Genomic DNA, 16,749 nt, shown 5'->3' on the forward strand with positions numbered 1-16,749 from the left:
AGAGCAAATGGTATTTTGGTATGACTGTGATGGACGAGGTTTATCAAGGGGATAAGGCGCTTCAAGCGCCGGGCCATCCGCGCATCCTGTCGCTCGCCAACCAGAAGGGCGGCGTCGGCAAGACCACCACAGCGATCAATCTTGGCACCGCACTCGCTGCGATTGGCGAGCGTGTGCTGATTGTCGATCTCGATCCGCAGGGCAACGCCTCGACCGGCCTCGGCATCGATCGCCGCAATCGCAGCTGCTCGACCTACGACGTGCTGATCGGCGAGGCGCCGCTGCGCGATGCCGTGGTCGCGACCGCGGTGCCGCGGCTGCATATCGCCGCCTCCACCATGGATCTCTCCGGCCTCGAGCTCGAGCTCGGCACCACGCCGGGCCGCGCGTTTCGGCTGCGCGATGCGATCGCGGGGCTGAACAACAACGTTTCGCCGGACTCTGATTACACCTACGTGTTGATCGACTGCCCGCCCTCGCTCAATTTGCTCACCGTGAATGCAATGGCCGCGTCGGATGCGATCCTGGTGCCGCTGCAATGCGAGTTCTTCGCGCTCGAAGGTCTGTCGCAATTGCTGCAGACGGTGGAGCAGGTGCGCTCGACGCTCAATCCGACCCTGTCGATCCACGGCATCGTGCTGACCATGTTCGACTCGCGCAACAACCTCTCCAACCAGGTGGTTGCGGACGTGCGCCAGTTCATGGGCAACAAGGTCTACGACACCATGATCCCGCGCAACGTGCGCATCTCGGAAGCGCCGTCCTACGGCAAGCCGGTGCTGGTCTACGATCTCAAATGCGCCGGCAGCGATGCGTATCTCAAGCTCGCCACCGAAGTGATCCAGCGCGAGCGCGAGCTGCGCGCAAATTGACGATGTGGAGGATGGGCGCAGTGACGCGATCCCCATCCTGGCCCGCAACGAGAGCGATGGGTTTCGCTGCGCGCGACCCGTCCTGCGATTCTGAAATTCAAGTCTGGAGTAGTGCGCGTGAATCCAAGGGAGCTCGCAACAATGGCCGATGAAGCGCGTTCGCGACTGGGGCGCGGGCTGGCAAGCCTGATCGGAGATGTCGGCGGCGAGGCGGCCGCGCATGTCGAGCGGCCGCGCTCGCAGCGCAAGGTGCCGATCGAATTCCTCAAGGCCAACCCGCGCAATCCGCGGCGCAGCTTCGCCGATGCCGAGCTCGGCGAGCTCGCCGATTCGATCAAGGCGCGCGGCGTGATCCAGCCGATCGTGGTGCGCGCGATCAAGGGCGCGCAGGACCGCTTTGAGATCATCGCCGGCGAACGCCGCTGGCGTGCCTCGCAGCTCGCCGGCCTGCACGAAGTGCCGATCGTGCCGGTCGAGGTGAACGATGCCGACGCGCTCGAGATCATGATCATCGAGAACGTCCAGCGCGAAGACCTCAACGCGATGGAAGAGGCGTTGGGCTATCATTCGCTCGCCGACGAGTTCAAACGCAGCCAGGAAGACATCGCCAAGATCGTCGGCAAGAGCCGTAGCCATGTCGCCAACATGATGCGGCTGACCAAGCTGCCCGCCGAAGTGCAGGCGCTGATCTCGAAGGGCGATCTCTCCGCCGGCCACGCCCGCGCGCTGATCGGCGTGCCGGATCCGCTCACTGCCGCAAAGCGCATCGTCGCCGAAGGCCTTAACGTCCGCCAGGCCGAGGCGCTGGCGCATGAGGAGGGCGTGCCGGAGCGCAAGCCGCAGAAGGCGCGGAGCAGCGCCGCGGCCAAGGTCGACAAGGACGCCGATACGCTGGCGCTGGAGAAGCGCGTCAGCGATGCGCTCGGCCTGACCGTCACCGTCAGCCATCGCGATCCCGGCGGCACCGTCCAGATCAACTACCGCAATCTCGAGCAGCTCGATGAGGTGGTACGGCGGCTGGAAGGCGGTTAGCGGTTTCGTCATTCCGGGGCGCGCGTCAGCGCGAACCCGGAATCTCCTTCCATCACCTCCAGATTCCGGGTTCATGCCTCGCATGCCCCGGAATGACTCCAATATCACCCCCGCCGCTTCGCATTCGCTGCGATCGACAGCAGCGCGCGCTGCGCGATGACCGCGGCGAGCGAGGCCTGCTTGCGCATGTCGAGCGCCGCGGTGGCGAGCTGATCGATCACGTTCACCAGCCGCTGCGGCGTGAAATTGCGCAGCGCGATCTCGACCGCCGGCTTGCGCGAGAAGTGCAGCCGCGGAAATCCGCCTTCGAGCACGACCGACGCCGGCGTGCCGTCGGCGATCGCGAGCGCCGATTTATGCAGCCACGCCGCCTGGCGCTGCGCGGCCGAGATGATCACGCCGGGATAGGTGCCGGCGACCATCGCCTTGGTGAACTCGGTTTCGACCAGCGCAGCGTTACCGGCGAACGCGCCGTCGACGATCGGATCGAGCTTCAGTTCGGAGGCGTCGGAGACCACGGTCATCACGTCGTCGAGCGTGATCTCGCCCTTGCCGTGTGCGAACAGCGCGAGCTTGCGCAGCTCGTTGCGCGAGGCCATGCGGTCGCCGCCGAGCAGCGACATCAGCACCGCGCGCGCATCCGCCGCGAGCCGCAGATTTGAAACCCGCAGCTCGTCCTCGATCAGCTTGGTCAGGTCGCGTTCGGTGTCGGGATAGCAGCCGATCGCGACCGCATTCTTGGCCCGCTCGCAGATTTTGCGCAGCGGGGATTCCGGCCTGAGCTCGCCGGCCTCGATCACGATGCGGCAATCCTTCAGGGCTGGGGTCTCGGTTAGCGTCTCGACACCGCTGGAGAAGTTGCGCGAGCCGGCGCGGACGCGGATCGCGCGGCGGCCGCCGAACAGCGGCACCGTCATGGCTTCATCGACCAGCCGCGACGGCTCGGCGGCGAGCTCGTCGCCATCGAGCCGCACCACCGAGAATGGATCGTTGGGATCGTCGACCGCGGAGGCCATCAGCGCGTCTGCGCGCTCGCGCACCAGGCCGAGGTCCGGGCCGTAAAGCAGGATGATCGGACGGCCGGCATCAGGCCGGGCGAGGAAGCTGTCGATCTCTTTTCCGCGAAGCGCGACCAATGCGGCGATCAGGTCCCGGCCGAGAAGAACGAGGCGAGCCGGGTCTGGATGTTGTCGGCGATCTCCTGCGCGGCGCGGTCCTCGGCGTCGCGGAGGGCGCGGGTCCGGGCGAAGCGCTGATAGGAGCCCGGCATGTCATAGGACACGCGCGAGAAGGTGGTGCCGGTCATGACCGATTTGTTCGACGCGATCTCGACCAGGTTGAACTGGGCGTCGATACCGTAGTTCTCGCTGGTCGGCAGCGCGGTGGTTGGATCGATCATCAGCGAGGAGCGGCTGGTATAGAAGCGCAGCACCAGCCGGTGCGTCGGCGGCGCGCCGGTGGCGGTGCCGTAGAGCTTGAAGGCGAGGGCGTTGCGGACCTCGACGCCGACCCGGGCCTCGCGGGACGCGTTCGCCTTGTCGACCGGGGGAACCTCGACACCCATCAGCTTTTCGCGCAAGGCGGACGACTGACCGTCGAGCGTGCGCTCGGCATACATCGGCTGGAAGCATCCGGCCGTCAGCGCGGCCAAGGCAGCCACGGCCACGAGCCGGGCGGCGATCCTGATCCTAGCCGACAACATTGACGATCCTCATGGGCACCACGATCACCTTGCGGACGGGTTTGCCGCCCAAGGCGGCTTTTACCGCATCGAGCGCCAAAACGGCAGCCTCTATATCCGCATTTTGCGCCGCCCGTGGCACGGTAACATCACCTCGTTTTTTACCGTTGACCTGGACGACCAGGGTCACCGTTTCGGAAACCAGTAGCGCCGGCTCAATTTTGGGCCAAGGGGCTTCCGTTACCAGGGTTCCGTGACCGATTGCGTGCCAACACTCCTCAGCCAGGTGTGGCATCATGGGTGCAATCAATTGTACGAGCACGTCAAAGGCTTCACGCGCCGCGGCCCCATAAATGGGGTCGCGCTCAATGTGACGCAGCGGGTCGTCCGCAATTTCGGACAGGTCACTGACAAAACTGTAGATTTTTGCCACTGCTGTATTGAAGCGCAGGCGCTCAATGCAACCGGACACGTCGGCTAGCACCTGATGCGTAATCATCCTTAGCGCTTTGGCACTTGGATGGTTATTGGCGACATCGGGCTTCGTGCCCGGCGGAGGCAGATGGGGTGCGACAGTGTTGATCAAGCGCCAAATTCGCTGGACGAAGCGGCCGGCTCCTTGAATGCCGTCCTCGCTCCACACGACATCCCGATCTGGAGGGGAGTCCGACAGCATGAACCAACGTGCCGTGTCGGCCCCATAACCGGTGATTATATGGTCGGGGTCGACGGTGTTCTTCTTCGACTTCGACATCTTCTCGATCGGGCCGATCTCGATGTCCTCGCCGGTGGCCGTCAGCATCGCGCGGCGGCCGTTGCTGCCCACCTCGATCTTCACCTCGTCCGGCGTGACCCAGCTGCCGTCGGCCTTCTGGTAGGTCTCGTGCACCACCATGCCCTGGGTGAACATGCCGGCGAACGGCTCGCTCATATCGATATGGCCGGTGGCCTTCATCGCGCGGGTGAAGAAGCGGCTGTAGAGCAGATGCAGGATCGCATGCTCGACGCCGCCGATATACTGGTCGACCGGCATCATCCGGTTGGCGACCGCGGGCGTGGTCGGCGCGGTTGCGTTCCAGGGATCAGTGAAGCGCGCGAAGTACCACGACGAATCCACGAAGGTGTCCATCGTGTCGGTTTCGCGCACGGCCTTGCCGCCGCACTGCGGGCAGTTGACGTGCTTCCAGGTCGGATGATGGTCGAGCGCGTTGCCCGGCCTGTCGAAGCTGACATCCTCGGGCAGCGTCACCGGCAACTGGTCGTCGGGCACCGGCACCACGTCGCACTTCGGACAATGGATCACCGGGATCGGGCAGCCCCAATAGCGCTGCCGCGAAATGCCCCAGTCGCGCAGCCGGAAATTCACCTGGCGTTCGCCGACCGGTGCATTACCGCGCAGTTCGCTCTCCAGCCGCTTCGCGACCTCTTCCTTCGCCGCTTCGATCGTCATGCCATCGAGGAAGCGCGAATTGATCATGCGGCCGTCGCCGTCATAGGCGGTGTCGGTGATCACGAACGTCTTGGGGTCCTGGCCTTCGGGGCAAACCACCGGCACGTTGCCGAGGCCGTATTTGTTGACGAAGTCGAGGTCGCGCTGGTCGTGCGCCGGGCAGCCGAAGATCGCGCCGGTGCCGTATTCCATCAGCACGAAGTTCGCGACATAGACCGGCAGCTTCCAGCTCGGATCGAACGGATGCACCGCCTTGATGCCGGTGTCGAAGCCCTGCTTCTCGGCGGTGTCGATGATCGATTGCGCGGTGCCGATCTTCTTGATGTCGGCGATGAACTCGGCGAGCTTCGGGTTCTTCGCGGCAGCAGCTACCGCCAGCGGATGATCCGCCGAGATCGCCATGAATTTTGCGCCGAACAGCGTGTCCGGCCGCGTGGTGAAGATCTTCAGCTCGCTCTCGCCGTCCGGCGTCGTCGCCGGATCCAGCGCGAAGCGGATCAGCAGGCCTTCGGAGCGGCCGATCCAGTTGCGCTGCATCAGCCGCACCTTGTCCGGCCAGCGGTCGAGACCATCCAGCGCTTCCAAGAGCTCCTGCGAGTACTTCGTGATCTTGAAGACCCACTGGCTCATCTCGCGCTGCTCGACGACGGCGCCCGAGCGCCAGCCGCGGCCGTCGATCACCTGCTCGTTGGCGAGCACGGTCATGTCGACCGGGTCCCAGTTCAGCTTGCGCTTCTCGCGCTCGGCGAGGCCGGCGCGCAGCATGTCCAGGAACATCTTCTGCTGATGCTTGTAGTAGCTGGGGTCGCAGGTCGCGAACTCGCGGCTCCAGTCAAGAGACAACCCCATCCTCTGAAGCTGCTTCTTCATCGCGGCGATGTTGTCGTAGGTCCAGGCCTTCGGCGCGACCTTGCGCTCGATCGCGGCATTCTCCGCCGGCAGGCCGAACGCATCCCAGCCCATCGGATGCAGCACGTTGTAGCCCTTGGCGCGCATGAAGCGGGCCAGCACGTCGCCCATCGTGTAGTTGCGCACGTGCCCCATATGGATGCGCCCCGACGGGTAGGGGAACATCTCGAGCACATAGTATTTCGGCCGCGGATCGTCGTTCTTGGAGGCGAATATCGCCTTTTCGTCCCAGGTGGCTTGCCAGCGGGGTTCGGATTCACGGGCGTTGTAGCGTTCGGCGGTCATGAAATAGCTGGGCTTTTGGTGATTTTCGGGTCCCGTCCGGGGACGGCGGACTAGGCCACAAAAGCGCCTGCGGGGTCAACGGCTTGGAGCCTGCCAAATGCTCATGGCCCGCCATCGGTGATGGTGAGGCCAGGCTGAGAAGGTCGCCCCACGGGAGCCCGTCGGGAACCCACCGCGCATGACGTCCGAGGAAGGCCCTGCATATCTCAGGGTTTCGGTTGCATGCCCTGCAGGAGGCGAAGCGGGTTGAGCGGGCCGATGGGGATCAGTTCGAAGCTCATCATGTGCGCTTTGCCCAACGGCAGCTTCTCGAGCATGTCGTGGGCGACAGCCGGATCGGTGGCGTCGATGATGAACGCAACGCCCCGCTTTCCTCCCTGCAGCGAGTACCACTGCTCGATCTTGCCATCGAGGTAGAGGTCGACCGTTTCGCGAACTTCGTCCGGTAGGACAGCAAACACCTGCGATTGTTCAAAGCCGGGATTGATGGTCCCAATGGCGAGAATCTTGGTTGTCGGCGTTGTCTTCATGGCGGCTCCTTGTGCGTTTGCGGAATTGAAGCCGACAAGGCAGCCCACAAGTGCCAATGCGGCGGCAGATACGAATTTCATGTTATCTCCCCTCTGTTGTTTCACTCAGGCGACCGGTGAACCCGTTGGGAGAGCATAGGCGAACGTTGCCGTGTCGGTTCAATCGATTTGCCGTGAGCACAACGGACCGGCGCGTCGGACTTCAGCTCAACGCGCAGCCGCTGGCGGCTCATCGGAATGCGGCGCGAACCTCATCGATGGCCCGTGCTGGGTTCTGCAAATGGGGGAAATGGCCCATGCCGGGAAGCAGGGTGAGCTCCGCACGCAGCCTTGCGGCGAACTCCGCTCCCATCGCCTTGTTGATGTAGAGATCTTCCTCGCCCCAAACCACTTTCACGGGTGTCTTGAGCCGCGCCAGTTGCGATTCGAAGTGATCCTGGTCTCGCGTAAAGTGCGAGTAATAGTGGGAGAACGCGTCCGCGGTCGTCATCGCTCCATGAGTCCATGCCCGGGACATGTCGTCCTTGAATTCGCGCGCGACTTCAAAATGCCCTTCCTTGGGCAAGCCCCGCGTGAAGGTGTTCTCCAGGATCTCGTCGCGATTGCTGTTCAGGGCGGCGCGGACCTGGTCCATCGCAGGCGCCGCCTTCAGGGCTTGCAGGCTCGCATACATGAACTGGGGCCGGTTGAACGGGGCGAAATCGCCCACGATGATCGTCCTTGCGATATCGGGTTTTTCAAGAGCCAGCAGAAGCGCCGGCAGCGCTCCGATATCGGTTGCGTAGATCGTGAGCTTCGATGTGTCGATGCCTGCCTTTCCGATGTATCGATCGAGAACACGCGCGTAGTCCTTCGGCGCATAGGAAAACCTGTCGGCCGTCGGCCGCGACGACAGGCCGTAACCTGGCCAGTCGAAAGCGTGGACCTCGTAGTCAACAGCCAGAGCTTCGGCGATACCCTTCCAGGCATGCAGCGTTTCCGGAAACCCATGCAGGAAGAGAACGGTCCCCTTCGGGTTCGCGTTGCGCAGAACCATGCGCCTGAGCGTGATATCCCCGTCGATCTCGAAGAAGCCGATCGCGTCGTCGTTCACTGGCTGTGACATGATGCATATCCCTTCGCTGCTTGGCGGTAATGGATAGGCTCTTCCGAAATTGATCGGTATCTGGCAGTATCGAGATACATTCTTCCAAAAAATGGAAGTAACAAATGGATCGCTTCGAAGGAATGTCGATCGTATTGGCAGTGGCCGAAGCCGGAAGCCTGACTGCTGCGGCCCGTCGCAGGAAAATGCCGCTGGCGACCGTGAGCCGCAAGGTGTCGGAGCTGGAAGCGCATCTTCGCACGAAGTTGTTCAATCGGTCGACGCGCGCATTCGTCCCGACCGATGCGGGGCTCTCCTACATCGCCGCAGCAAAGCGAATCCTTGCCGATGTCTCGGAAGCCGAGCGGGCTGTTGCCGGCGAGTACGAAACACCGCGAGGGGAGCTGAGTGTTTCGACGCTCGTCGCGCTCGGGCGCTCATGTCTGCAGCCGATTCTGTCAGAGTTCCTGAAGACGTTCCCCGAAGTGGACGTTCATCTCAATCTAGAGGACCGGACGGTCAATCTCCTGGAAGAGCACATTGACGTTGCGCTTCGCGTCGGCGAGCTGGCTGACAGCAGCCTGATCGCGGTCCGCGTGGGGGAAATCCACCGCGTGGTTTGTGCCAGCGCGGAATATCTGGAATCTCGCGGAATGCCCAAATCGCCTGACGACCTCCAGGCGCACGACTGCATCAGTTATCCGCCGATGCAGTCGCCATCGACATGGAGATTCAAACGAGACCGGACCGACTATGTGGTGCCCGTTCGGTCGCGCTTCGTCGCGAGCAATCTCGAGTCGGCGTGCGATGCTGCACGCGGAGGCCTCGGAATCACCGAGGCGTTCTCTTATCTCCTCGCCGACTCGATAAGTTCGAGGCGGCTGATTCCGCTTCTGCAGGATTTCCAGCCGCCGCCGCAACCCGTCAACTTCGTGTACTCGCCAAATCGCTTCATGCCGGCGAAATTGCGCGTGTTTCTCGACTTCGCGGTGCCGCGTCTCAGGGAGCGCCTCGCCGTACCAAACGGCATGACCTCGAAAGGCGGCCCCCGTAACCGTGCTGCTCGTGGATAGAATTGCTCGCGTCTTCGCCCTGCACGGCGAGCACGCTCAACTCGCAAGCGCCATTCCCGCTTCATCCAGCGTCTGCAGGAACCCGTGCTCGATCACGGCATTCCTGCCGCGGCGCTTGGCGGCGTAGAGGGCGGCATCCGCGGCTTCGATCAGGTCGCCCGGGCGCTGGGTCTCGTTCGGCTTGGTCGTCGCGACGCCGACGCTGACGGTGACGATGCAATGGCTCGACGGCGCGTGCGGCACGGCGAGGCCGAGCACTGCGGTGCGCACGGTCTCGCCGATCGCGAGCGCATGCGCGGCATCGGTGTTCGGCAGCAACAGGCAAAATTCCTCGCCGCCGTAGCGGCCGGCAAATCCCATGGTGTCGGCGGCGATCCCGGACAGCGTCTCGCCGATCCGGGTCAGGCAGACATCGCCTTCGGGATGGCCGTAGGTGTCGTTGTAGAGCTTGAAGTGATCGACATCGATCATCATCAGCGACAGCTCGCATTCATATTGCTGCGCCCGCATCCACTCGAAATCGAGCCGGCTCTGGAAGCCGCGGCGGTTGGCAAGGCCCGACAGCGCATCGATCGAAGCCATCACGGTGAGGCGGTCGTTGGAGGCGACGAGCTCGCGCTCGCGCTGGCTGAGCTGCGCCGCCATCGCGTTGAAGGCGCGCGCCAGCGGCACGAATTCCGACGGCAGCTTGTGCTTGGCGACCCGGGCCGACCAGTCGCCCTCGCCGAAGCGCCGCGCCATGCTGGTCATCAACTCGATCGGGTGGATCACCAGTCGCTCGGCGCCGACGAGAGCACCCAACAAAACGAAAAGACAGACGAAGCCAAGCTGCAGATAGGCGGTGCGGATCTCGCGGCTGATCGCCGCCGTCACCTTGGCCTCGTCCATGCTCACGATCAGGCGGGATTGCGTTCCGGTGATGCGGGCGAAGCTCAAGGTCCGCTGCGCGCCGTCGGACGCCGTGAACGAAACCGAGCCTGATGGTTCGTCATAGCTCAGCGCCTTCTCCGCGATCGCGGCCATCAAGGGGATGGTGTCGAGCGAACGACCGATCAGGCTCGCATGGTCCGCGGGTGCTGCGACCACGACGCCGGTCGAGTCGACCAGCACGGCCGACATGCCGGGCTGGCCGCCGAGATTGGCCATGATCTGCGACAGCCAGTCGATATTGATGCCGGCGACGACGACAGAGTCCAGTTCCGGATTGATCGCGGACACCGGATAGGCGGCCATCATCATCGGCCGGCCATTGGTCCGGCCGCGCAGATAGTCGCTGAACACGAAGCCGCGATTGTCCTGCGCCTTCTTGAAATATTCGCGGTCGCCGAGATTGAGCCCGACCTGGCTGTTGAGCGTCGAGCACTGCACCAGCCCGTCCCTCGAGACGAACATGATGCTGCGGATCCATGGCAGCACCGTCGGCAGGCTGGCGCGCAGCACCTCACAGCTCTGCCCGATGCCGCCGGAAGCGCGGATATAGGCGGCCGATTTCAGCATGGTCTCGACCGAGGAGACCACCTCGCGCTGGGTTTCGGCGGCGTGCGCGGTGAGGTTGGCGTAGCCTGCCGCGGCCTGCGCAATCTGCGTTGTGCGGAAATTCTCCAGCGTGCGGACGCGGTCGAGCATCAGGGGCGCGACCAGCATCACCGCAAGCAAGGCGAGCCGGGCACGAATGCCCAGAACCTTCTTGAGTCTGACCCGGTTGCGGTTGAAAGTGACGCCCGACATTCTATTCCCTTGCCCGCGTGCAGGGTAAAATGCAGGGCTTCAAAAAGCCTTTCCCGAATTTGGTAAAATTCGAGCCAACACCCGCATCTGTCAGAGAACGGCACAAGCATGACACAAAGCCCGACCGCGCCGTTATCGGCTGATTCACCACACGGCCTTGCCGCCGTGGAGCGGGAGATCGCGCACGCCTGCAAAGAGGCGCGGCGCGACCGCGCGTCGGTGACCTTGATCGCGGTGTCGAAGACATTCGCGGCCGACGCAATTTTACCGATTATCGGTGCCGGACAGCGCGTATTTGGCGAAAATCGCGTGCAGGAGGCTAAGGGGAAGTGGCCGGAATTGATCCAGGCCAACCCCGGATTGCAGCTGCATCTGATCGGGCCGTTGCAGTCGAACAAGGCCAAGGAGGCGGTCGCGCTGTTCGATGCCATCCATTCGGTCGACCGCGCCAGCATTTGCGAAGCGTTAGCCAAGGAAATCAAAAATCAGGGCAAGCATCCGGATCTGTTCGTCCAGATCAATACCGGCGAGGAGCCGCAGAAGGCCGGCGTCGCGCCGCAGGACGCGGATACCTTCATCGCCGCATGCCGCGACAAATATGGTCTTCAGATTTCAGGACTGATGTGCATCCCGCCAGTCGACCAGGCGCCGGCGCCGCATTTCGCGCTCTGCGCCAAGATCGCCGCGCGCAACGGGCTGAAGAATCTCTCGATGGGCATGAGCGCGGATTTCGCCGTGGCGATCCAGATGGGCGCGACCCATGTGCGGGTAGGCTCGGCGATCTTCGGGACGCGGACGGTGCCACACAACTAGTGTCGTTGAGCTGCTCGCTAGGATCACATCGAGGATTGCCGTCACCAGACCCGTCACCCTGAGGAGCGCCAACGGGTCCGCGCAAAGCGCGGCCCGATGACAGGCTCCGCGCGTCTCGAAGGGTCGACGGCCATCAGCCGGGCCGTGCATCCTTCGAGGCTCGCTCCGCTCGCACCTCAGGATGACGGTGTTGCACCAATTGGGATGTGGTCCCTGCGAAAGCAGGGACCAATAACCACCAATGGCCATCGTTGAGCGACGGTGGAACGACGAGTCCCTTCAACAATGAAAGCTGCGGAGTATGGGTCCCTGCTTTCGCAGGGACGACAGCTGCGTGCGTGGTGAGCGGGGTAGCCTACGCAAACCTCACCGACACCTTTCCGATCGCGCCGAAATCGGCCGCGAATACGTCGCCGGCCTGAATCGGCAGTGGTGGATGGCAGGTGCCTGTCGTGACGACCTCGCCTGCCCGCAACGTCAGCCCGAGCGCGCACAGCTCGTTGGCGCACCAGGCGAGCGCTGCGCGGGGATCGCCGAGCACGTTCTTGCCGTGGCCGATGTAGCGCTCGCCGCGCAGCGTGATGGTCGGGCGCTCCTCGACCAGGTCGATCGCGCGCCAGTCGGCCGACGTTGCAGGTCCGAGCACGAACAGATGCGCGCAGGCATTGTCGGCAATCAGCTGCGCTTCGCCGGCGGAGACGAAATCGGCGAACCGCGAATCCGGAATCTCGATCGCGGGATGCAGCGTGCCGACCGCATCGAGTACCTCTTGCACGCCGTACGGTGTGGTGCGCGGCACGAGATCGCGCGCCATGCGGAAGGCATACTCCGGCTCGCCGACACGCATCTCGTTGCCCTTCATCGATGCGGTGCCGCCATCTGCGATCAAGGTTTCAGCGAGGATGCGTCCGGCCAGCGGGCCGGCGACGTTGATGTGCTTCTGGCCGGCCTCGCTGGTCGCGGCGATCTTCCAGCCGAACAGTTTTTCGCGCGAGGTCTTCTCCAGCTGCGCCTGCACGGCGTAACCCTCGGCGCGGTCGCGCGGCCGCATCGCGCCCTCGAGCGCGCCGAGTTTCGTTCCCGCGTGCCAATGATCGTGCAGAACCTTTGCAGCGGCGGCGATCTGGTTGTTGTCGAGCATGGTTTTTCGCTTCCCCCGTGAGTCGTCCTTGGGAATGTTTTTGTGCTGCGCGCAATCTCAGCACAAACGCGTCGCGCCTGTCGCGTGGGAAAACCGATGCTCAGCCATTCGAGAATTTTACCCGATGACGATCCTGGTCCGCGGCGACATCCGCCGCAACAACCGCAGCATCGACGCCTTGGTCATCGAGACGCAGCCCGCGGTCGGCCCGAAATTCGGCCGCGCCAGATGCAGGAACACGGCGCTGCCGCGGCCGGCAATGCGCGGCGCGGCGTTGTGGTCGATCTCGACGATGAAGTCGTAGAGATGGTCCTCGCGGGTCAGGCGGTCGCCGCCCTGCTCGCGGTCGAGCCGGATCGGTTGGTTGTAGTGCCGGTCGGCGGGGTCCTCGCACCAGGCGTCCTCGCGGCGGATCGGCCGGGCCGGCAGCAAGGTCACGGGACGCCGGTGCCGGTCGGCGCGCCACCAGAGCTGCCGCGGATGGAAGATGCCGCGCGGCGTGCCGCCGTCGCCCTCGCGCTTGTTGGCGAGGATTCCGCCGCGTCCGAGCGCCACGGGAATGGTCCAGCCGTCGGCGGTCAGCCAGCCCCGGCGCGGGTCGCCCGCGGCGCGGTGGACCTCTACGGCGGAGAGCGGGCGATCACGTTTCTCTGTCATATAAGTGATTGAAATAGCTGATCTTCCTTTAAGAATCGTTCAAAACTGAGCTTGCCTTGGAAGCCCCAAACATTCTATCTCCCGGCATTACAGGACATTCACGTCCTGCCCCGCCGGATTTGAGGTAGACTGCGTTGCCTTGTGAATCGGTAACGACGGCCTACCTGAGCACGTATCTAGCCGATGCTACGGCCATAAGCGCCCTCCGCTTCTGACCGCCCCGCCCCCGAAGGATTGTACCTATGGCCAATGCCCGCAAGATCTTGATCGTGGATGACGATACCGATCTGCGCGATACGCTGGTCGAGCAGCTGTCCCTGCACGAGGAATTCGAAGCCTCCGCAGTCGACACCGGCGCCAAGGGCGCCACTGCCGCCAAAGCCAATTCTCCCGATCTGGTCCTGATGGACGTCGGCCTGCCCGACACCGATGGCCGCGAGGTGGTCCGCAGCCTGCGCAAGGGCGGCTTCAAGGCCCCGATCATCATGCTGACCGGCCATGACACCGATTCCGACACCATCCTCGGCCTTGAAAGCGGCGCCAACGACTATGTGGCCAAGCCCTTCCGCTTCGCGGTGCTGCTGGCCCGGATCCGGGCCCAGCTGCGCCAGCACGAGGCCAGCGAGGACGCGGTGTTCTCGGTCGGCCCCTACTCGTTCCGGCCCGGCTCGAAGATGCTCACCGGCGCCAATGCCCGCAAGGTGCGGCTGACCGAGAAGGAAACCGCGATCCTGCGCTTCCTCTACCGCGCCGGCCAATTGCCGGTGTCGCGCGAGACCCTGCTCCAGGAAGTCTGGGGCTACAATTCCGGTGTCACCACCCACACGCTGGAAACCCACATCTACCGCCTCCGCCAGAAGATCGAGAAGGACGCCGCCAACCCGGAAATCCTGGTGACGGAAGCCGGTGGCTACAAGCTGGTGCCGTGATACGCTCCGCGCTCAACGATTCGTGAAATCGAGGCGCACCGCGGTTACCGGACCTGAATGTCGATCGATGATGACGTAGCCCTGCTTGAGCGGGTCCCGACGATGCGTCTGTTGGGCGAGAGTTCCTTGCGCATGCTGGCGATCGGCTCCGAGCAACGTGACTTCAACGCAGGCGAAGTGCTGTTCAAGGTCGGCGACGCTGCAGATGCGGGCTATGTCGTGCAGCGCGGCACGTTCCGGGTCGAGGAAGGCGGCGCCGAAATCATCGCCGGTCCCGGTGCGCTGATCGGCGAGCTCGCATTGATCGTCGCGATGAAACGGCCCTCGACCGCGACCGCGCTGGAGCGCGGCTCGGTGATCCGCGTCGCGCGCAGCCTGTTCCAGCGCGTGCTGGAAAGCGATCCGGCCGCGGCCCGTCGTCTCCGCGACGAACTCGCGCTGCGGACGAGCCAGCTGGCGAGCGATATCCTGATGGCGGGCGGGAAGCTGAGCACGTAGTTGCTCTTAGCGACAATTCATCGATCCGTCACCCTGAGGAGCGCGCCCTTGCGCGCGTCTCGAAGGGTCGACGGCCACCAGCCGGGCCGTGCATCCTTCGAGACGCGCGTTCCGCGCTCCTCAGGATGACGGGTCAAGGTTCGGCGACGCCTTCAAACCTCCATCACCGCCGTGACCGGCACGTGGTCCGACGGCCGCTCCCAGCTGCGGGCGTCGCGGGTGATCTTGAAGTCGCTGACCTGATCCTTCAGCGCGCGCGAGACCCAGATGTGATCGAGCCGACGGCCGCGGTCGCCGACGGTCCAGTCGGCGGCGCGATAGCTCCACCAGGTGTAGACTTTCTCCGACATCGGGATCCGCTCGCGTGCGATGTCGAACCATTCGCCATGCGCTTGCGCCGCAAGCAGCTTCTCGGTCTCCACCGGCGTGTGCGAGACCACCTTCAACAGCTGCTTGTGCGACCACACGTCGTTCTCATGCGGCGCGACGTTGAGGTCGCCGACCAGGATGTGACGGTCGTCGCCGCGCGGATGCAGTGGCTCGCAACTCTTCATCTCGTCGAGGAATTGCAGCTTGTGCTCGAACTTCGGATTGAGCGCGGGATCGGGAATGTCGCCGCCGGCCGGCACGTAGAAATTATGCAGCACCAGCGGTTTCGAAAGCTGAGCTTTCTCGCCGAAGGACACTGATATGTGCCGCGAGTCGATCTTGTCGCAGAACGTCCGGATGTCGGTCGTCTCGAACGGCAGCCGCGAGACGATGGCGACGCCGTGATAGCCCTTCTGCCCGTTCAGCGCGACGTGCTCATAGCCGAGTCGCTTGAAGCGCTTCAGCGGAAACGCATCGTCGATGCACTTGGTCTCCTGCAGGCACAGCACATCCGGCCGCGCGCTCTTCAGGAATTTAGCGACGATGTCGATGCGCAGGCGCACCGAGTTGATGTTCCAGGTGGTGACGGAGAACCGCATGAGAGCTGCGTCTTAGCACGGTTCGCGCGGTGGATTTCAATTGTCCACAGGACGGACGCTTACCTCGCCCCGCTTGCGGGGAGAGGTCGGATCGCATGCAATGCGATCCGGGTGAGGGGGACTCACCGCGTACTCATACCTCTCGTGTTCGTGGAGGCAGCCCCTCACCCCGACCCTCTCCCCGCAAGAGCGGGGCGAGGGAGAAGGAAGGACGCTAGCCCGGCGAAGAACCCGGATAGGTCGTGAAGTCGATCTTGAACAGCCCGGGATCCGGCTTCTGCGTCGCGTCGAGATTGTAGACCGCAACCGTGGTGTCGTAGCCCTGCGGGTCGGTGACGGTCCACTGCTTGAGCTTGCCGTCCTTGGCGCCGATCATCAGCAGGAAGCGGCTGGTGCCGACCAGCGCCTGCTTCTCCTCGATCGTGATGCTGACGAACACGTCGTCGGCGGTGACGCTGATGACGTTGGTGTCCTTCATCAGGTCGATGCGGTCCGACAGCAGATAGCGCAGCGGGGTCTGCGACAGCGGATAGACGTCCTGGGTGGCGAGCCTGCGGTCGCGCACCGCGACCGACGAGCCGTCGGCGATCACCTCGATGGTGCTCGGATTGTCATACTCGAAGCGCAGCTTGCCGGGCTTCTGGATGTAGAAATCGCCCTTGGTCTTGGTGCCGTCGGGTCCGACCTGGACGAAATTCCCGACCAGCGTCTGCAGCGACGACAGATAGGCCGAGACCTTGGCGGCCTGCGCCTTCTGGTTGGCGTCGAAGGTCTGGAAGATGTTGGCGGGCACGTTGCGGCGCGGATCGGGAATCACCGGGTCCGGTGGTGCCTGGGTGGCGCCCGTGGTCGTCGGGCCCTTGTCCGCATTGCTCTGCGCGCCGGCGTCCTTGGCCTTCGGCGCAGACTTCGGCGTCGTCGGCGCATTCTGCGCAGTCGCGCCGCCGGCGATCGCGGCGGTGACGAGAAGAGCCAGCGCTGTGCGCGCGCCGCGGTCAATGAGATGTTTTGCCATCAGATATGTCAGGTCTCTGTTCGACGCTCGTCCCGCTTCGTCGGATTTTATCCCGCCTCTTCCGAGGGAGATATGGTTTTTCCG

16 protein-coding genes are annotated in these 16,749 nt (G+C 63.9%); 6 read left to right on the forward strand and 10 right to left on the reverse strand.

The features are described 5' to 3' along the window. Positions 1 to 20 precede the first annotated feature (20 nt). Positions 21 to 872 carry a ParA family protein gene (locus tag XH92_RS01060; protein ID WP_194457585.1) on the forward strand — a complete coding sequence of 284 codons (852 nt, stop codon included), beginning with the start codon at positions 21 to 23 and terminating at the stop codon, positions 870 to 872. A gap of 141 nt (positions 873 to 1,013) precedes the next feature. Further along, a complete protein-coding gene (locus XH92_RS01065) occupies positions 1,014 to 1,904 on the forward strand; it encodes a ParB/RepB/Spo0J family partition protein (RefSeq protein ID WP_194457586.1) in 891 nt (296 codons plus the stop codon). Between the two features lie 104 nt (positions 1,905 to 2,008). Here XH92_RS01065 and holA read toward each other — a convergent pair whose 3' ends face one another. The 5 genes from holA to XH92_RS01090 all read right to left on the reverse strand — a co-directional run bounded on the left by holA (position 2,009) and on the right by XH92_RS01090 (position 7,864). Continuing rightward, positions 2,009 to 3,040 carry a DNA polymerase III subunit delta gene (gene holA, locus XH92_RS01070; RefSeq protein WP_194457587.1) on the reverse strand — a complete coding sequence of 344 codons (1,032 nt, stop codon included), beginning with the start codon at positions 3,038 to 3,040 and terminating at the stop codon, positions 2,009 to 2,011. An 8-nt stretch (positions 3,041 to 3,048) separates the two neighbouring features. Next, positions 3,049 to 3,606, reverse strand: coding sequence for an LPS assembly lipoprotein LptE (gene lptE / locus XH92_RS01075; protein ID WP_194457588.1), 558 nt, complete (start codon positions 3,604 to 3,606; stop codon positions 3,049 to 3,051). Beyond that, positions 3,593 to 6,229, reverse strand: coding sequence for a leucine--tRNA ligase (leuS, locus tag XH92_RS01080; protein ID WP_194457589.1), 2,637 nt, complete (start codon positions 6,227 to 6,229; stop codon positions 3,593 to 3,595). Before leuS ends, lptE begins: the two co-directional genes overlap by 14 nt. A gap of 206 nt (positions 6,230 to 6,435) precedes the next feature. Continuing rightward, entirely contained in the window at positions 6,436 to 6,840 is a 405-nt protein-coding gene (locus tag XH92_RS01085; RefSeq protein ID WP_210345531.1) for a hypothetical protein, read from the reverse strand. 148 nt (positions 6,841 to 6,988) lie between these two features. Continuing rightward, positions 6,989 to 7,864 (reverse strand): alpha/beta fold hydrolase, encoded by an 876-nt coding sequence (locus XH92_RS01090; RefSeq protein WP_194457590.1) that lies wholly within the window; start codon positions 7,862 to 7,864, stop codon positions 6,989 to 6,991. Between the two features lie 104 nt (positions 7,865 to 7,968). Here XH92_RS01090 and XH92_RS01095 point away from each other — a divergent pair, with 104 nt between their 5' ends. After that, positions 7,969 to 8,916: a LysR family transcriptional regulator gene (locus XH92_RS01095; RefSeq protein ID WP_194457591.1), complete on the forward strand. Its 948-nt coding sequence runs from the start codon at positions 7,969 to 7,971 to the stop codon at positions 8,914 to 8,916. Positions 8,917 to 8,952: 36 nt separating this feature from the next. On the opposite strand, the gene XH92_RS01100 is transcribed toward XH92_RS01095, so the two are convergent. Next, positions 8,953 to 10,644 carry a diguanylate cyclase domain-containing protein gene (locus XH92_RS01100; protein WP_194457592.1) on the reverse strand — a complete coding sequence of 564 codons (1,692 nt, stop codon included), beginning with the start codon at positions 10,642 to 10,644 and terminating at the stop codon, positions 8,953 to 8,955. 108 nt (positions 10,645 to 10,752) lie between these two features. Between XH92_RS01100 and XH92_RS01105 the strand changes: the two genes are divergently transcribed. Beyond that, entirely contained in the window at positions 10,753 to 11,457 is a 705-nt protein-coding gene (locus XH92_RS01105; RefSeq protein WP_194457593.1) for a YggS family pyridoxal phosphate-dependent enzyme, read from the forward strand. A gap of 355 nt (positions 11,458 to 11,812) precedes the next feature. Here XH92_RS01105 and XH92_RS01110 read toward each other — a convergent pair whose 3' ends face one another. Together XH92_RS01110 and XH92_RS01115 are read right to left on the reverse strand one after the other, a co-directional pair. Beyond that, positions 11,813 to 12,598: a 2-keto-4-pentenoate hydratase gene (locus tag XH92_RS01110; RefSeq protein WP_194457594.1), complete on the reverse strand. Its 786-nt coding sequence runs from the start codon at positions 12,596 to 12,598 to the stop codon at positions 11,813 to 11,815. Positions 12,599 to 12,715: 117 nt separating this feature from the next. Continuing rightward, positions 12,716 to 13,255: a L,D-transpeptidase gene (locus XH92_RS01115; protein WP_194457595.1), complete on the reverse strand. Its 540-nt coding sequence runs from the start codon at positions 13,253 to 13,255 to the stop codon at positions 12,716 to 12,718. 242 nt (positions 13,256 to 13,497) lie between these two features. Here XH92_RS01115 and XH92_RS01120 point away from each other — a divergent pair, with 242 nt between their 5' ends. Continuing rightward, positions 13,498 to 14,184 (forward strand): response regulator transcription factor, encoded by a 687-nt coding sequence (locus XH92_RS01120; protein ID WP_194457596.1) that lies wholly within the window; start codon positions 13,498 to 13,500, stop codon positions 14,182 to 14,184. 57 nt (positions 14,185 to 14,241) lie between these two features. Next, a complete protein-coding gene (locus XH92_RS01125; RefSeq protein WP_194457597.1) occupies positions 14,242 to 14,682 on the forward strand; it encodes a Crp/Fnr family transcriptional regulator in 441 nt (146 codons plus the stop codon). A 152-nt stretch (positions 14,683 to 14,834) separates the two neighbouring features. Here XH92_RS01125 and XH92_RS01130 read toward each other — a convergent pair whose 3' ends face one another. Together XH92_RS01130 and XH92_RS01135 are read right to left on the reverse strand one after the other, a co-directional pair. Further along, the gene (locus XH92_RS01130; RefSeq protein WP_050401307.1) at positions 14,835 to 15,650 is read right to left on the reverse strand and encodes an exodeoxyribonuclease III; all 816 of its coding nucleotides are present in this window, start codon (positions 15,648 to 15,650) and stop codon (positions 14,835 to 14,837) included. 214 nt (positions 15,651 to 15,864) lie between these two features. Continuing rightward, the gene (locus XH92_RS01135; RefSeq protein WP_194457598.1) at positions 15,865 to 16,665 is read right to left on the reverse strand and encodes an outer membrane lipoprotein carrier protein LolA; all 801 of its coding nucleotides are present in this window, start codon (positions 16,663 to 16,665) and stop codon (positions 15,865 to 15,867) included. Positions 16,666 to 16,749 lie beyond the last annotated feature (84 nt).

Source organism: Bradyrhizobium sp. CCBAU 53421, assembly GCF_015291625.1.
In the GTDB taxonomy this organism is placed as follows: domain Bacteria; phylum Pseudomonadota; class Alphaproteobacteria; order Rhizobiales; family Xanthobacteraceae; genus Bradyrhizobium.

Bases quoted from the DNA above. Each gene is read 5' to 3' on its own strand.
- XH92_RS01095 (WP_194457591.1), top strand. From the start codon at position 7,969: ATGGATCGCTTCGAAGGAATGTCGATCGTATTGGCAGTGGCCGAAGCC.
- lptE (WP_194457588.1), bottom strand. From the start codon at position 3,606: ATGTTGTCGGCTAGGATCAGGATCGCCGCCCGGCTCGTGGCCGTGGCT.
- XH92_RS01100 (WP_194457592.1), bottom strand. From the start codon at position 10,644: ATGTCGGGCGTCACTTTCAACCGCAACCGGGTCAGACTCAAGAAGGTT.
- XH92_RS01085 (WP_210345531.1), bottom strand. From the start codon at position 6,840: ATGAAATTCGTATCTGCCGCCGCATTGGCACTTGTGGGCTGCCTTGTC.
- leuS (WP_194457589.1), bottom strand. From the start codon at position 6,229: ATGACCGCCGAACGCTACAACGCCCGTGAATCCGAACCCCGCTGGCAA.
- XH92_RS01120 (WP_194457596.1), top strand. From the start codon at position 13,498: ATGGCCAATGCCCGCAAGATCTTGATCGTGGATGACGATACCGATCTG.
- XH92_RS01130 (WP_050401307.1), bottom strand. From the start codon at position 15,650: ATGCGGTTCTCCGTCACCACCTGGAACATCAACTCGGTGCGCCTGCGC.
- XH92_RS01105 (WP_194457593.1), top strand. From the start codon at position 10,753: ATGACACAAAGCCCGACCGCGCCGTTATCGGCTGATTCACCACACGGC.
- XH92_RS01115 (WP_194457595.1), bottom strand. From the start codon at position 13,255: ATGACAGAGAAACGTGATCGCCCGCTCTCCGCCGTAGAGGTCCACCGC.
- XH92_RS01090 (WP_194457590.1), bottom strand. From the start codon at position 7,864: ATGTCACAGCCAGTGAACGACGACGCGATCGGCTTCTTCGAGATCGAC.
- XH92_RS01125 (WP_194457597.1), top strand. From the start codon at position 14,242: ATGTCGATCGATGATGACGTAGCCCTGCTTGAGCGGGTCCCGACGATG.
- XH92_RS01110 (WP_194457594.1), bottom strand. From the start codon at position 12,598: ATGCTCGACAACAACCAGATCGCCGCCGCTGCAAAGGTTCTGCACGAT.
- XH92_RS01060 (WP_194457585.1), top strand. From the start codon at position 21: ATGACTGTGATGGACGAGGTTTATCAAGGGGATAAGGCGCTTCAAGCG.
- XH92_RS01065 (WP_194457586.1), top strand. From the start codon at position 1,014: ATGGCCGATGAAGCGCGTTCGCGACTGGGGCGCGGGCTGGCAAGCCTG.
- XH92_RS01135 (WP_194457598.1), bottom strand. From the start codon at position 16,665: ATGGCAAAACATCTCATTGACCGCGGCGCGCGCACAGCGCTGGCTCTT.